The sequence below is a fragment of the Virgibacillus xinjiangensis genome (assembly GCF_042643145.1).
GTDB classification, from domain to species: domain Bacteria; phylum Bacillota; class Bacilli; order Bacillales; family Amphibacillaceae; genus Virgibacillus_O; species Virgibacillus_O xinjiangensis.
Map to the genome: position 1 here is coordinate 29,835 of NZ_JBHRSA010000015.1, position 16,291 is coordinate 46,125.

Genomic DNA, 16,291 nt, shown 5'->3' on the forward strand with positions numbered 1-16,291 from the left:
TCGAAAGGAGTGATGCCTGAGAGAGTGGGACACTACCATTGGTACCATCATCAATCTGTCTTTGTATTGATGTTGAGTATATTGCTGGTTGAGGAGCATCGCTGGCAGAGAAGAAGTAATTAAAAGGGGAGGTTACAAGGATGGCACAGAAAAGCTTGAGCAAATGGCTTTTGGCTCTCATGATGGTATTGTTGCTTGCACTGGCAGCATGCGGTAATGAGAGTGGCGGGGAAGGTTCGGACGACAGTGGAGATTCTGGGTCAGATTCTGAAGGAACAGAAGAAGGAGCAGAAGGATCGGAAGATGGACTTTATTCCATTGAAGACTTCGAGCCTGTCACCACAAATGAAGGAGAAGCAATCGATGGCGGGACGCTGAATTTCGGTCTGGTGACGGACACCGTGTTTGAGGGGACGTTAAACTGGGCCTTCTATTCAGGGGACTATGATAGAGAAATAATAAATTGGTTTGATGATTCACTATTGTCTATTGATGAGAGTTTCAACTATACAAATGATGGAGCTGCAACCTTTGAAGTGAATGAGGAAGGGAATGTATTCACCCTCACGATCAGGGATGGTGTCAACTGGCATGATGGGGAGCCGGTAACTGCGGAAGACTGGGCATTCTCCTATGAAGTCATCGGCCACCCGGAATACACCGGGATCCGTTATGACTCCAGCTTCACAAATGTCGAAGGGATGCAGGAATATCATAGCGGGGAAGCGGATGAAATCTCAGGTATAAAAGTAATCGATGAAAAAACATTGGAAATCACCTTTAAAGAAGCAGGTCCATCTCTACTTGCAGGTGGCATCTGGCCATATGCCTTGCCGAAACATGTATTCGAGGACATTCCGGTTGCAGAAATGGCAGAATCTCCAGAGGTGAGGGAGAATCCAATCGGTATGGGAGCCTTCAAAGTAGAAAGTATTGTTCCAGGAGAATCTGTAACAATGACAGCGAACGAGGATTACTGGAAGGGAGAACCGGCACTGGACGGAGTTACCGTTAAAGTTGTCAGCCCACAGACCGTGGTTCAGGCACTGGAAAATGGAGATGTCGACATGGTTGACAGCTTTCCTACTGAACAATATCCTGATGTGGAAGAAAGTCTGACCAATGTAGAATTTCTTGGCCGTGTGGACCGGGCGTACACGTATATCGGCTTTAAACTTGGTGAATGGGATGAAGAACTCGGTGAAGTTGTGATGGATGAAGATGCAAAAATGGCGGATGTCAATCTACGCCGAGCCATGTGGCATGCCGTAGATAACAATGCGGTCGGCAACCAGTTCTATAATGGTCTTCGCTGGAGTGCCAACACACTGATTCCGCCGTTCCATGAGGCGTATCACGACCCTTCCATCGAAGCACCGACCTATGACCCGGACCAGGCAAAGCAAATCCTGGATGAGGCAGGTTATGAAGATACGAATGGAGATGGCATGCGTGAGACCCCTGAAGGTGAAGAGCTGGTCATCAACTTTGCATCCATGTCTGGCAGTGACATTGCTGAACCGTTGGTCAACTACTATATACAGGCATGGAACCAAGTCGGTTTGGATGTACAATTGGTGGATGGCCGTCTATTGGAATTCAACTCCTTCTACGACAGGGTGGAGGCAGATGATCCAGTGATTGATATCTACCAGGGTGCATGGGGAGTAGCTACAGATGTTAATCCTGCAGGGACTTATGGACGGGAGGCAATGTTCAACTATTCCCGTTATGCCAGCGAGGAAAATGACCGTCTTCTGGAAGAAGGAGCGTCCGAAGCTGCCCTGGATTTGGAACACCGGCAAGAGGTTTATAAGGAATGGCAGGAATTGATGGTAGAGGAAATCCCCGTATTCCCAACGCTCTATCGTGCTGAACTAGTACCGGTGAACAATCGCGTACAGAATTATTCCATCACTGCTGAATGGTGGGAGCCACAAGAGATTTCTTTGACACAGGAAGAACCCGAAACAGTAGAATAGAAGAATAATGAAAGGTCCGCCTTGCGGACCTTTTTCTGTTTTACGGTAAATAGAGGAAACTTTAGGAAATAGGTATTTTATATCTTAAAATCTATTCTAGCTTCTAGTAAGCTGTAACCATAAAAAATGTTAAGGATGGGGGGAGGTCGACCTGCAGGTAGCAGTCGCAATTCTGCACGGGGCCGGTACACCAAAGGAAAATTTTGCAGAAGATATCATTGCTGGGGTTTCCAAACATTTCACACAACTTACCGGGGTGGAAAAGCCGGAGAACGTATTGGTTTTTGAGCCTGTCTATTGGTCAGATATATTCGCATCAGAGCAGGAGAAACTTTGGGGAAGACTGCAGGAAAATGCTGATTTGGACTATGCCAGTTTGAGGCGATTTGTGATTGAATTTCTGGCAGATGCCGTGGCATATCAGCCGGCAGCAAATGGAAAGCTTAATTATGACAAGGTGCATGCTGTGTTGGCCTCGGCGCTCCACAGACTGAGGGAAAAGGCGGGCCCGACTGCTCCGCTATGTGTCATTGCCCATAGTCTTGGGTCAATCGTTGCAAGCAACTATTATTATGACCTTCAATACAATCGGGACAATAGAGATCAGATAATGTTGCAAATGATCGGGAGTTCTCCACTCGAACGATGCGATACGATGACATTATTCTATACAATGGGCAGCCCGATGGCTTTATGGACACTCCGTTATATGGACTTCGGATTGCCGATCCATGTGCCTTCACCTTTTATTACGACATACCATCCCGAGTTGAATGGTGAATGGGTCAACTTTTATGATAGGGATGATGTGCTGGCATTTCCCTTGAAGCCGGTCAATGAGGCATTTGACTCCGCTGTTTCAGAAGACATTGCTGTAAACGCAGGTGGATTATTCACCGGTTGGAACCCGCTGTCCCATCTATCGTATGATAAAGATGAACAGGTTGCCGGCCGGATTGCATGTGGACTTGCTAGGACATGGAAAAAAATAAATGGTAAGCTAGGATAAGGGAAGATTTTCCCGGGAGGAGGATATAGGATGAATGAGGCAGATCAAATGAAAAAACTTGTTGGAGAAGCAGCAGTCGAGAATGTGGAAGATGGCATGAAAGTTGGACTCGGTTCCGGTTCGACCGTCTACTGGATGGTAAAAAAACTGGGAGAAAGAGTGAAAGAGGGACTTGATGTTGAAGGAGTCCCTACTTCCAACACTACTGCAGAGTGGGCAAGGGAATTCGGCGTACCATTGACGGACTTTTCCAAGGTTCAGGAGTTGGACCTGACAATTGATGGAGCAGATGAAGTGGATGAACAATTGCATCTCATCAAAGGCGGCGGCGGAGCATTGTTCCGTGAGAAAGTAGTAGCTGCTGCTGCAAAGGAACTCGTCATCATCGTCGACGGATCCAAACTTGTATCACAGTTAGGCAAATTTGCACTGCCAGTGGAGGTGCTGCCGTTTGGCTGGGAAGTGACCGCCAAGCATATTGCTGCGCTCGGGTGCTCACCACAGCTTCGGACTGCCGGTGAAGAGACATATGTCACCGATAATGGGAATTATATTCTGGATTGCCCTTTTGGACAAATTAAAGACCCGGCCACATTACATAATGATTTGAAAGACATTGTCGGAGTAATAGAAACAGGTCTGTTCATCGGCATGGCCGATAAAATAGTGGTTGGCAAGCAAGATAAAGTGGAAGTGATTTCCAAAGCATAAAAAAGATGGGTCCCTGTCAGGCAAGGTAGCCGGCAGGGATTTTTGTGTTCATGGAAAAATGGGCACATAACCTTCTCTTCTTGCATATGCTGATAAGCGGGGTTTTTAGCTCGAAGAAAGGGTGATCAGCGTTGTGCGGGATAACAGGCATCATTGATAGGAAAAAGCCACTCTATCCGGAACGGCAAATCCTGCGGAAGATGACAGATACATTGATACTGCGGGGGCCGGATGACTCACAGGTTTGGATAGGCGGTAATGCAGCGTTCGGGCATAAACGGCTGGCTGTAGTGGATGTAGAAGGTGGGAAACAGCCGATGACCAAGTCCAAAAATGGTTGTTCCTATACGCTTGTATATAATGGGGAATTATATAATACAGCAGAGCTTCGGCGTGAACTCCTTAAACGTGGGTATAGCTTCCAGACCACATCGGATACGGAAGTGTTGTTGACTTCCTATATGGAATGGAAAGATGAGTGTGTCGACCGCTTGAACGGCATCTATGCATTCGGCATCTGGGATGAACAGGAACAGCGCCTCTTTATGGCAAGGGATCGACTGGGAGTGAAACCGTTATTTTTCCTGGAGAAGGAAGGCAGGCTTCTCTTCGGTTCTGAAATAAAAGCGATTTTGAAACATCCAGATACCAAGGCGGAACTGGAACGGGATGGCATGGCGGAAATATTCGGACTCGGCCCATCCAGGACTCCGGGTCATGGGATCTTCAAGGACATTAGGGAGCTTCGAGGTGGCCATGTACTTACTTACTCAAAAGATGGGTTGAAAGTCTCGCGCTATTGGAACCTGGTGAGTGAAAAACATGATGATTCCGTAAATGAAACGGCATCCAATGTCCGAGATTTGTCTGTCGATGCGGTTCAGCGACAGCTGGTTTCCGATGTGCCGGTTTCCACCTTTTTGTCCGGTGGGCTGGATTCCAGTGCCATTACAGCGATAGCCGCTGATTATTTCCGTAAGGAGGGAAGGGGAGTGCTTCCAACCTTTTCCATCGATTATGAAGGGAATGAGCAGCATTTTCAGGCAAGCAAGTTTCAACCTTCCACCGATCAGCCCTGGATAGATAAGATGGTGCAATACTGTTCGACCGACCACCATGATGAAGTGATATCCGGTTCGGAATTAGCAGCATATTTGAAGGAATCCGTACGGCTCAGAGATCAGCCCGGCATGGCGGATATTGATTCTTCCATGTTGTGGTTCTGCCGCAAGATAAAGCAACATACGACTGTCAGCCTCTCTGGGGAGTGTGCGGATGAGATTTTCGGCGGATATCCGTGGTTTCATGACCCTCATTCATCTAGTGACATTGGGTTTCCGTGGATGCGCTCACTTGACGCCCGGATTGATCTTCTTCACCCGGAATGGCAGAAGAAGTTGGACATGAAAACATATGTGCAAGACAGAAGCAGGGAAACACGTCGGGAGACACCACGGCTTGACGGGGAGAAAGAGCAAGATGCACGCAGGAGGGAATTATTTTATTTGAACATGCATTGGTTCATGGCCCAATTGCTGGACCGAAAAGACAGGATGAGCATGGGAGCCAGCTTGGAGGTCCGCGTCCCTTTTGCCGATCATAAGCTGGTGGAATATGTTTGGAATATCCCATGGGAAATCAAAATGCATGGCGGCAGGGAAAAGGGGATTTTGCGGAAAGCCTTGGAAGGGATATTGCCGGATGACGTCCTGTACCGGAAAAAAAGCCCTTATCCAAGAACTTTCCAGCCAGAGTATACGAAGGCTGCTGTAAAATGGATGGATGAAATCCTTGCCGACGCAGACTCCCCATTATTCGAATTTTTGAAGCGGGAGAAAGTGGAGGCCATTAACCGTAGCGGAGGGAAGGAGTTCAAGGATCCGTGGTATGGTCAGCTGATGAAAGGCCCGCAATTGATTGCCCACTTATGCCAAATTGACTATTGGCTTCGTGAGTATGATGTAAAAGCCAGTAATTAGGAATGGAATTGTATGCAGGCGGATCCTTTCTCTGCCTAAGACATACAGGACACCAAAAACCCTGCCGTTCTTCCGGCAGGGTTTTTGGTGTTCCCAAGAAGTCCATTTAATTGGACAGTTTGCTTTTCAATTTTGGAGGTTGGGGGTATATTAATGGATGGGTCTTGAAATGAGGAGTGATTCTATTGGTATTCGTAATATTTTTTCTTGCTGCTGCATTAACCGTCTATACTGCCATGAAATTGTCCGAGTATGCGGACGTTATCAGTGAAAAGACCACGATGGGCGGTATGATTGTCGGAACCATCCTTCTTGCCGGGGCAACCTCCCTTCCAGAGGTGACTACCAGTTTCTCGGCGGTAGTGATTGGCAATATCGACATAGCGATCGGTAATATGTTGGGATCGAATTTATTCAACCTGCTGATTCTAGCTGTGTTTGACCTATTGTATCGAAGAAGACAGCTGTATCATCAAGCAGGGAGAAGCCATTTATTCTCAGCAGTACTTGGTTTGTTCCTGATGCTGGTTGTTACTTTGGCTCTCTTTTTGCGGATTGATTATACGATTATAGGCATTGGGGTGGATGCCCTTCTGGTACTTCTTATATACATTATTGGTATGGTCATCATCAGCCGTCTGCCTTCTGCCCCAGAACCGACAGAGGCACTGATGGGCGATGGTCCAGAGACGGAAACGAATGAACCGGCAAAAGACATGTCGATTAAAAAAGCGGTCATCGGTTTCATCATTGCTGCCATAGCCATCCTTCTAGCGGGGACCGTATTATCGATCACCGGTGATCAGATTGCAGTCATTACCGGTATGGGTTCAAGTTTTGTCGGCAGCTTCCTGATTGCAGCTACGACATCCTTACCGGAAGCTGTTTCCGTGTACGCTGCCTTGAGGCTGAAGAACATGAATCTTGCAGTAGGCTCGATCCTCGGAAGCAACATGTTCAACATGATCATCCTCGCAATATCTGATGCTGTTTACCAAGGCGGTTCCATATTGGCCGATGTTTCCCAGTCGAATGTGTATACTGGAATTGCCATTACTCTACTTTCCGCGGTACTGATTTGGGCATTGCTGAGAAAGCGTTCAGCTTCTCTGTGGACATACAGCATCCCGTCAATGATAACAGTCATAGGATATTTCATCGTTTCCTATCTGTTGTTCCAAGGATAATCATCACGAGTAAAAAAGGGGTACCTCCTTCAATGGGTACCCCTTTTTAGATGATTTCATAATTCAATATTTGTTCTGCGTTGGTGATACGGGCTACGGTCGGAGTTTTCATATCCTGGCTGATGCCACCTAGTAAGTTGCCATTCCGGTAGGGAACCACTTCAACCTTTTCTACGTTTCTTAAAGAGTGGATGAACTCAGAGAGAAGAATTAAATCCTCATCTTGGTCGCTGATGCCTGAAATCAGTTCATGGCGGATCCATACAGGGACGTGCTGTTCCGCCAAATGTTCAGCGAACTCCAGAATATGACGGTTGGTGATTCCGGTGAGTGCTTTATGTTTAAGAGGATTAATTTGCTTCAGGTTGAGCAGTACAAGGTCCGTTTTAGACAGAAGCTGATTCAGCTGCCGCAGGAAAAAATCGGATTTGGTGTAGCAGCTTCCAGCAGTGTCAATGGCTGTATGTACGCCGAGTTTCTTCAACTCACCAAAGAGTTTATTTAGAAATTTGGTATGGAGCAAGGCTTCACCGCCACTTACAGTTACTCCTCCTCCCGAAGCTTGCAGGAACGGAAGATAGGTCGTCACATCCTCTATGATTTCTTCAACAGTAATATCCCTGCCTTCTGAAATTTTCCGGCTGTCCGGATGATGACAGGATTTACAACGCATCGGGCATCCTTGCATGATCAATAAATAACGGAGGCCGGGACCGTGATCTTTTGTACATGTCTGTATGGAATGGATTCGATCCTTCATCTGTTCTGCTCCTCTCGGAAACTTCTGTCCGCCGTAAATATGGCGCCGGACAGAAGTATAATATAAGGTATGTAACAGTTCTATAGGTTCAATATATCACAAGATGAGCCCTTCTACCGTGGAAAATATTACAATAATGTGTATATTACAAAGGCAAAAATTTGCAGATGACAGAGAAGTGGCGACAGTGTATAATATGAATGTTGAATACGTGAGAGGTTCTTAGTCCAACCCTCTATAAAAAACTAAGCACTATTCATGAAATGAAGCCATGTGCCTTAGGACACATGGCTTTTTTATATTTCAGCACATGATGGCATTTCTGTCAGATGGAAATCCAGAAACTATGGAAGGAAGAAGAGAAGGAGGAGATTGTATGAAAAAACAGGATGTATCTGAATTGACCCTGCTGGGGAACCAAGGTGTCAGCTATGATTTTGATTATAATCCCGAGGTGCTTGAGACATTTGAAAACAATCATCAGGACCGTGACTACTTCGTGAAATTCAATTGTCCGGAATTCACTACATTATGCCCCATTACCAATCAGCCAGACTTTGCGACCGTTTATATCAGCTATATTCCCGACGTGAAAATGGTGGAGAGCAAAGCGTTGAAACTGTACCTCTTCAGTTTCCGCAACCACGGCGGTTTCCATGAGGACAGTATGAATATCATTATGAATGATCTGGTTAAACTCATGGATCCACGGTATATCGAAGTGTGGGGGAAATTCACCCCGCGTGGTGGGATTTCCATCGATCCTTACTGCAATTACGGACGTCCTGGCACCAAGTACGAAAAAATCGCGGAACATCGGATGATGAACCATGATATGTATCCGGAAACCATTGATAACCGCTGATAGCGGGAGCCAGGGTTGGACTAGAACCTCACCTATGTACAGGGAGGATTAATAATGTTTGTCTATTTGAATGCTTTATTTGTCGGGCTTTTAGTTGTTTCCAATATTCTTGGGGTAAAGCTTTTCAGTGTCGGTGAGTTCATTCTGCCGGCAGCAGTGATCGTCTATGTTATCACCTTTTTGGTTACCGATGTAATTGGTGAGGTCTACGGAAGGGACGCGGCAAGAAAAACCGTGCAGGCAGGTTTCTTTACCCAGGTGCTCGTGATGGTGTTCGTTTTTATTGCAATACAACTTCCTGCAGCACCTAATTTTGGCTTCCAAGCAGAATTCGAAACCATTCTCGGCGGCAGTTTCCGGGTCATGCTGGCCAGTCTATTATCTTATGTTGCCAGCCAGCATTTGGACGTGAGTCTTTTCCACCGGCTGAAATCCCACCATGGAGAGAAGAAACTATGGTTGAGAAACAATATTTCCACAGCTGCCGCCCAACTCGTGGATACCACCATTTTCATTGCGGTTGCCTTTTGGGGAATGGTACCGACAGGTGTTCTCCTTGGTATGATTGCAACCCAATATGTATTTAAACTGATCGTGGCGCTCATTGATACACCCATCGTCTATCTGCTGGTCTACATGGCCAGGAAACGCGGAACACAAGAGCAGTCAGAACTTGCCTTGCGTCATTCCTCCTGAGGAATGACGTTTTTTTATGGGGCTGATTTTTAAAATTAAATCAGCAGGGCATGGAGGAAATAGCAGAAGCGCAGAGTAATCAGCAGAAGGACGATTCCATCACCCTTTATTCGGATCTGAGGCCTTGCTCATAGAAACTGAAGGATCCTGCCGTAAGTTATTAAACAATCAACTTGTCCGATATTGAATAAGTACTTGTTTCCAAAAATTCTGCAGGGGGAATATAGAAGTTTAAAATAGTATCAAGTATAACGGCTTACCGGGCAGATATATCCTGGAAATAAAGCGCTTTAATTGCTATGATAAAGCAACATAATATTACGGCTGAATAATAATTGTATTGAAGGAGGAATTGGGTTGAAAGGTCAGTATATGATGTCGATTGATCAAGGTACAACCAGTTCGAGAGCCATACTCATTGATCATTCAGGGGAAATTGTTGCCACAGGCCAGAAGGAGTTTGAACAGTTCTTTCCCCGTCCCGGTTGGGTAGAACATGACGCCAATGAAATTTGGACATCTGTGCTTGGCTGTATCGCCGATGTCTTAAGGAAATCGGAAATAGAGCCAAATCAGGTCGCAGGCATCGGTATTACCAACCAACGGGAGACAACTGTTGTCTGGGATCGGCATACAGGAAGACCGATTCACAAGGCCATCGTCTGGCAGTCCCGGCAGACAGCCGATATTTGCAGGAAGCTGGAGGAACAAGGCTATGCAGAGATGATCAGGAGAAAGACCGGTTTGCTGATCGATCCCTATTTTTCCGGGACGAAGGTCAAGTGGATTCTCGACCATGTCGACGGTGCAAGGGAAAAGGCAGAAAAAGGAGATCTGCTATTTGGAACAATCGATACCTGGCTGGTGCATAAACTGTCGGGTGGGAAGGCACAGGTGACAGATTATTCCAATGCCTCCCGCACCATGATGTTCAATATATATGACTTGCAGTGGGACGATGAGCTGTTGGAAATGCTGGATGTGCCAAAGAGTATGCTGCCGGAAGTCCGTCCATCTTCTGAGGAATATGCCAAGACAGTGGGCTACCATTTCTTTGGGCATGAGATTCCTATCGCAGGCATTGCAGGGGATCAGCAGGCAGCATTGTTCGGCCAGGCTTGTTTTGAAAAAGGCATGGCAAAAAATACGTACGGGACTGGCGGATTCATGCTGATGAATACAGGAGAAGAAGGTGTCAGTTCACAGCATGGTCTGTTGACGACATTAGCTTGGGGTGTGGACGGAAAAGTTGAATATGCCTTGGAAGGGAGCATCTTCGTGTCCGGATCGGCCATCCAATGGTTGAGGGATGGTTTGCAGATTATCCGGGACGCCTCGGAAAGTGAGACTTATGCAGAAAAGGTGGACTCGACGGAGGGCGTCTATATGGTCCCTGCCTTTGTCGGGCTTGGCACCCCCTACTGGGACAGTGAAGCTCGCGGAGCATTTTTCGGCATCACCCGAGGAACTAGAAAAGAACATATGATACGCGCCACTTTGGAATCTCTTGCATACCAATCACGTGATGTCCTTGATGCCATGGTGGAGGATTCCGGTATCGATCTGAAGACACTAAGGGTGGATGGAGGAGTCGTTAAGAACGATTTTCTCATGCAATTCCAGAGCGACATGCTTGGGGTTCCGGTGGAAAGACCGGCATTTCAGGAAACAACTGCACTAGGGGCGGCATATCTTGCCGGTTTGGCGGTAGGCTATTGGAAAGACAAGGAACAGATAGCCCGCCAATGGCAGAACGAAAAAACCTTCCGTGCAGAAATGGACGACGATCACCGCGCTCGCCTTTATGCAGGGTGGAGAAAAGCAGTCGAAGCAGCGAGAGCTTTCAAATAAGAAAATGATTGACAAGCCGGGATGCCATGCCCGGCTTTCTGCTGTTCCAAGTGTTCATCCCCTATAATCTGGCAAGTTTCTCCTTATAACTTTTCTTAGAAAAGAAATATTTATGACTTTCCAAAAAACCACCTACACAAACCCTATTAAGTATGCTAGAATAATTAAATTATTAGAATCTTTACAGTTTAAACTGTTATGAAAAATGAATGACAACTATTTGGAAGGTGGGTTACAGAATGGAAAAACCAGAAAAAGATCTACGCATCAAGAGTCAGGTGTTCTCAGATGACGCCATGCGTGCTCCTAACAGGGCAATGCTGCGCGCGGTTGGAATCGATGATGAGGATTTCAAGAAGCCGATGGTCGGGATCGCCAGCACATGGAGTGAAGTGACCCCATGTAATATACATATCGATGATTTGGCGATCAGTGCCAAAAAGGGAGCAAAAGAGGCAGGAGCAGCTCCACTCATCTTCAATACGATCACTGTATCGGATGGTATCTCCATGGGAACACAAGGTATGCGATATTCCCTGCCGAGCCGTGACGTGATCGCCGATTCCATTGAAACAGTGGTCGGCGCTGAGAACCTGGACGGGTTTGTAGCAATCGGTGCGTGTGATAAAAACATCCCGGGCTGTATGATCGCGATTGCGAATTCGGATGTTCCCGCTGTATTCGTTTATGGGGGGACAATTGCCCCTGGACGTCACCGTGGAAAAGACATCGACATTGTCTCTGTATTTGAAGGGGTAGGCCGACATAATAATGGTGACATAGATGATGAGGAATTGAGATCCATCGAATGCAGTGCCTGTCCAGGAGCAGGTGCCTGTGGTGGCATGTATACTGCAAACACGATGGCATCCGCGGTGGAAGCAATGGGTATGAGTCTGCCTGGAAGCTCATCCAACCCGGCTGAGTCAGATGAGAAGGCTGAAGACTGTGCGAACGCTGGTGAAGCATTGTACAACCTTCTCGATCAAGGGATTTATCCAAAAGATATTATGACAAAAGAGGCCTTTGAAAATGCTATCACGGTTGTTATGGCTCTTGGAGGCTCTACCAATGCAATCCTTCACCTGCTATCAATCGCTCATGCTGCGAAAGTGGATCTGTCTATAGACGATTTTAACCGTCTTCAGGAAAAGGTGCCGCATTTGGCTGACCTTAAACCAAGCGGGCAATATGTCATGCAGGACCTGCATCGCGTTGGCGGTGTACAAGCAGTCATGAAGCTTTTGTATGAAGAAGGATATTTGCATGGCGACTGCCTGACAGTAACTGGCAAGACAGTTGCTGAAAACCTGGCAGAGGCGCCAAGCCTTGCAGAGGGACAGGAAGTGATCATGCCGCTTAACAATCCAAAACGTGCAGATGGCCCGTTGATCGTGCTGAAAGGGAACCTTTCTCCAACGGGGGCAGTGGCTAAAGTGTCCGGTGTGAAAGTAAAACGCCATACAGGACCGGCGCGTGTATTTGATACGGAGAAAGAGGCTACACAAGCAGTCATGAACAATGAAATCAATGAAGGAGACGTACTGGTCATCCGTTATGTCGGCCCGAAAGGTGGACCTGGCATGCCGGAAATGTTGTCCATTTCCAGTATTCTTGTCGGTAAAGGACTGGGCGAAAAAGTGGCTCTGCTGACAGATGGCAGATTTTCCGGAGGTACCCACGGACTAGTTGTTGGGCATATCTCGCCGGAAGCACAGAGTGGCGGTCCGATCGCCTTCCTGAAAGAGGGAGATCTTGTCACCATTGATTCTGACAAGAAGGAAATTACCATGGATGTTTCCGAGGAAGAACTGGAAAGCCGTAAAGAAGGCTGGACAGCTCCTCCACTCTACAAAAAGGGCATTTTGGGCAAATATGCGCATAATGTTTCCTGCTCATCGAAAGGTGCAGTTACAGATTTTCTTGATGAAGAATAAGAGAAAACCCCTGGTCAATGACCAGGGGTTTGTTTTTTGAATGAGGAAAAGAAATGCATAATTAATCTGGTAAGCTGATACGTTATCCTTCCTGTACAATGTCTCTTTTTATCGTGCATCTGGTTCCCTTGTCTTTCATTTTTTGAGTGACCGGTGATATATCAATTTACCTTATGACAATGAAATTGTTGTAAATAAAGGGAGGATCGCAATATATCAGTTAATTAAATGGATGATTAGAATAAAGGTAAAACCCAGTTATTATATATTCTTGTTCTCTTACAAAAAGAAGACTTCAAGGATTAAAATATCAATTTTCTATTTCTATTTATTTATGTTGGCCAAATTTCGTTTATACCGATTTGGCATGAAAAGCCAAAAAGTGACACAAAAACAGATGGATTCGTTCAGTCAATAAAAAACTCCAATCCCCAATATTCTTTGGTTTAAAAGGGGAACGGGAAGGAGAGATAGCGGCGATCATTTGTAACATTTTTGTAATATAAATGCCAATTCGCAACTATCCAACAATGTAACCGTATTCATAAAAAACAATTAATCAAAAGTATCAAAAAATTTTAAAATAGCTGTTGACCGAATCACAAAAAAGTTATATGATTATCAGCAATATATCAGTTATTACATTTTTCCAATTAGCCATAGAGTTAGCAAAAAAATGTCAACTTAATAATTCCAACTCGACGACGGGAATAAAGGATCTGCATCATTGCATTTACAGAGATCTGGGGTTGCTGGAAGCCCAGAAATGCAAGCAGTTCCGACATCATCCCCGAGTGCCAGGTTGAACGGGTCAAAAGACCTCACTATTCCTGGCCAGGTGCACCTTTACAGTGCACCTGTTATCAAAGCGGGCTGTACGACAGCCTGTGAGATAGTATTCGTGAGAATGCTATGAATATGGGTGGTACCGTGAAAAGAAGACTCTTTTCTCCCCAATAATTCTGCATCTGTGCAGGTTTATAGGAGAAAAGGGTCTTTTTCGATTTATAGAAGACTAAAGGAGGCATGCAGCAGTGAAAGTTGAAGCGAAGAACAAAGTGGAATCGGCGAGTGAAAGGATTACCGGGGCGGATCTGCTGGTCCAGACATTGGTTGAAGCGGAAGTTGATACAGTATTTGGTTATCCAGGTGGAGCGGTTCTTCCAATCTATGATGCATTGTATCGTAATGAAACACCTTTCAAACACATATTATCCCGTCATGAACAGGGATCCATACATGCAGCGGAAGGATATGCCCGAGTAACCGGAAAGCCCGGTGTGGTTATTGCTACGTCAGGCCCTGGAGCAACCAACCTGATTACAGGTATCACAGATGCCATGATCGATTCCCTGCCACTAGTCATCTTTACTGGTCAAGTAGCTCAGGGGGTCATCGGCACAGATGCTTTTCAGGAATCGGATGTAATGGGCATCACTACACCGATCACAAAATATAACTATCAAGTCAATAACCTTTCTGAACTCCCGAGAATCGTAAATGAAGCTTTCCATATTGCTTCAACCGGGAGACCAGGACCGGTAGTCATAGACATCCCTAAAAACATTTCACAAGAGGTGACTGGAGAAACCTTTAAGAAAGATTTCCACTTACCTGGTTACCAGCCCACTATCAAGCCGAACCCCCTCCAAGTCGTAAAGCTGGCTGACGCCTTGAGCCGGGCGAAAAAGCCGTTGCTGCTGGCGGGTGCAGGCGTCGTATTCGCGAAAGCGTCAGAAGAATTGGAACAATTCGCTGATAAGCATCAAATACCGGTCGTTAATACACTGCTAGGCCTTGGAAGCTTTCCAGCATCCAACCCGCTATCACTTGGTATGGCCGGGATGCACGGCACCTATGCAGCCAATATGGCAATCTATGAAAGTGATTTGCTGATAAATATCGGAGCAAGATTTGATGATCGTCTTACAGGCAATTTGGAGCACTTCGCACCTCATGCCAAAGTTGCTCATATCGATATCGACCCTGCTGAAATCGGAAAGAACGTGGATACGGATATTCCGGTTGTAGGGGATGCAAAAGAAGCATTGCAGGCATTATTGGATAGTACGGTCGAAGTGGATGAATGCAGAAGCTGGAAAGAGACCATCGGACAGAACAGGTTGGATTACCCACTTTGGTATGATGAAGGGTCATCTGCTATGTCGCCACAGTGGCTGCTGGAGCAAATCCATCGCCTGACAGATGGCGATGCCATTGTTACTACGGATGTAGGGCAACATCAAATGTGGGCTGCCCAGTACTATAAATTTGACCGTCCAAACCGTTGGGTTACTTCCGGTGGACTCGGCACCATGGGATTCGGATTTCCGGCAGCAATCGGTGCCCAGCTTGGCGCTCCAGAGGATTTGGTCGTTTCAATTGTCGGGGATGGCGGTTTTCAAATGACATTACAAGAATTGTCCATCATCCAAGAAAGAAACCTGCCAGTCAAAGTAATTATCGTTAATAATAACGCACTCGGCATGGTCCGCCAATGGCAGGAAAGCTTTTATGAAGAACGATACTCGGAATCGCTCCTTCCCAACAATCCAGACTTTGTCAAGTTGGCTGAAAGCTATGGCATCCATGGTGTAAAAGTGGAGCGTGAAGAAGATGCTCTCGCTGTTTTAGAAGACGTATTCCAGTCGGATGGCCCAGCCATTGTAGACTGCCGAGTAGAACAGCAGGCATGTGTCTATCCGATGATTGCGCCAGGCAAGGGGCTTCATGAAATGATAGGGGTGAGAAGATGAAAAGAATCATAACGGCAACGGTCCAAGACAGAGGCGGGGTGCTCAACAGGGTTACAGGGATGCTGCATAAAAGACAGTTTAATATTGACAGTATTTCCGTCGGAACATCCGAAGTAGAGGGAGTTTCCAAAATGACCTTTGTGGTCGATGTCAATGATCAGCAGAAACTGGAGCAGTTGACCAAACAGCTGAATAAACAGATTGATGTTATCAAAGTTTCTGACATCACCGACAAGGCAATGGTGGCAAGGGAATTGGCTCTCATCAAAGTTGGTGGTCACGGCCAGCTGAGGGCAGAGATACAGGGAATCATCTCCCCATTCCGTGCCTCTGTTATTGATGTGAGCCGTGACAGCTTGACCGTACAGGTGACAGGCAAGCCGGATAAAGTGGAAGCACTGATCACCTTATTGAGGCCATATGGAATCAAGGAGTTGACCAGAACCGGGGTTACCGCCTTCTTGCGTGGACAGCAGCCCCAGCAAGTGACAGAGATTAACTCTCTTTCTATCTAGCAAGAGTTAAATATAAAAATGATAAATAAAAAATAGATTTCAG

Annotated in this window: 12 protein-coding genes and 1 riboswitch; of the genes, 11 read left to right on the forward strand and 1 reads right to left on the reverse strand. The window is 46.2% G+C overall.

The genetic code is table 11. From position 1 onward, the window contains the following. Window positions 1-140: 140 nt before the first annotated feature. The 5 genes from opp4A (at window position 141) to ACFOGI_RS04870 (ending at window position 6,868) form a co-directional block, all read left to right on the forward strand. Window positions 141-1,982 carry an oligopeptide ABC transporter substrate-binding protein gene (gene opp4A, locus ACFOGI_RS04850; RefSeq protein ID WP_390269268.1) on the forward strand — a complete coding sequence of 614 codons (1,842 nt, stop codon included), beginning with the start codon at window positions 141-143 and terminating at the stop codon, window positions 1,980-1,982. A 277-nt stretch (window positions 1,983-2,259) separates the two neighbouring features. Next, entirely contained in the window at window positions 2,260-2,991 is a 732-nt protein-coding gene (locus tag ACFOGI_RS04855) for a chemotaxis protein (RefSeq protein ID WP_390269271.1), read from the forward strand. 30 nt (window positions 2,992-3,021) lie between these two features. Beyond that, window positions 3,022-3,702, forward strand: a complete 681-nt coding sequence (gene rpiA, locus ACFOGI_RS04860) for a ribose-5-phosphate isomerase RpiA (protein ID WP_390269274.1) — start codon at window positions 3,022-3,024, stop codon at window positions 3,700-3,702. A 131-nt stretch (window positions 3,703-3,833) separates the two neighbouring features. After that, window positions 3,834-5,681: an asparagine synthase (glutamine-hydrolyzing) gene (asnB, locus tag ACFOGI_RS04865; protein WP_390269277.1), complete on the forward strand. Its 1,848-nt coding sequence runs from the start codon at window positions 3,834-3,836 to the stop codon at window positions 5,679-5,681. Between the two features lie 185 nt (window positions 5,682-5,866). Continuing rightward, window positions 5,867-6,868, forward strand: coding sequence for a sodium:calcium antiporter (locus tag ACFOGI_RS04870; RefSeq protein WP_449366681.1), 1,002 nt, complete (start codon window positions 5,867-5,869; stop codon window positions 6,866-6,868). Between the two features lie 46 nt (window positions 6,869-6,914). On the opposite strand, the gene ACFOGI_RS04875 is transcribed toward ACFOGI_RS04870, so the two are convergent. Further along, the gene (locus ACFOGI_RS04875; protein WP_390269283.1) at window positions 6,915-7,628 is read right to left on the reverse strand and encodes a radical SAM protein; all 714 of its coding nucleotides are present in this window, start codon (window positions 7,626-7,628) and stop codon (window positions 6,915-6,917) included. A gap of 209 nt (window positions 7,629-7,837) precedes the next feature. Then, window positions 7,838-7,883: riboswitch (PreQ1 riboswitch) on the forward strand. A 121-nt stretch (window positions 7,884-8,004) separates the two neighbouring features. Between ACFOGI_RS04875 and queF the strand changes: the two genes are divergently transcribed. The 6 genes from queF to ilvN all read left to right on the forward strand — a co-directional run bounded on the left by queF (window position 8,005) and on the right by ilvN (window position 16,248). Continuing rightward, window positions 8,005-8,493 carry a preQ(1) synthase gene (gene queF, locus ACFOGI_RS04880; RefSeq protein WP_390269286.1) on the forward strand — a complete coding sequence of 163 codons (489 nt, stop codon included), beginning with the start codon at window positions 8,005-8,007 and terminating at the stop codon, window positions 8,491-8,493. Between the two features lie 54 nt (window positions 8,494-8,547). Next, window positions 8,548-9,189, forward strand: a complete 642-nt coding sequence (locus tag ACFOGI_RS04885) for a queuosine precursor transporter (RefSeq protein WP_390269289.1) — start codon at window positions 8,548-8,550, stop codon at window positions 9,187-9,189. Between the two features lie 372 nt (window positions 9,190-9,561). Then, window positions 9,562-11,040: a glycerol kinase GlpK gene (glpK, locus tag ACFOGI_RS04890; protein WP_390269383.1), complete on the forward strand. Its 1,479-nt coding sequence runs from the start codon at window positions 9,562-9,564 to the stop codon at window positions 11,038-11,040. A 239-nt stretch (window positions 11,041-11,279) separates the two neighbouring features. Beyond that, window positions 11,280-12,977: a dihydroxy-acid dehydratase gene (gene ilvD, locus ACFOGI_RS04895; protein ID WP_390269292.1), complete on the forward strand. Its 1,698-nt coding sequence runs from the start codon at window positions 11,280-11,282 to the stop codon at window positions 12,975-12,977. Between the two features lie 1,034 nt (window positions 12,978-14,011). After that, window positions 14,012-15,733, forward strand: coding sequence for a biosynthetic-type acetolactate synthase large subunit (ilvB, locus tag ACFOGI_RS04900; RefSeq protein WP_390269295.1), 1,722 nt, complete (start codon window positions 14,012-14,014; stop codon window positions 15,731-15,733). Beyond that, window positions 15,730-16,248, forward strand: a complete 519-nt coding sequence (ilvN, locus tag ACFOGI_RS04905; protein ID WP_390269298.1) for an acetolactate synthase small subunit — start codon at window positions 15,730-15,732, stop codon at window positions 16,246-16,248. The genes ilvB and ilvN overlap by 4 nt, the downstream gene beginning before the upstream one ends. Window positions 16,249-16,291: the final 43 nt, after the last annotated feature.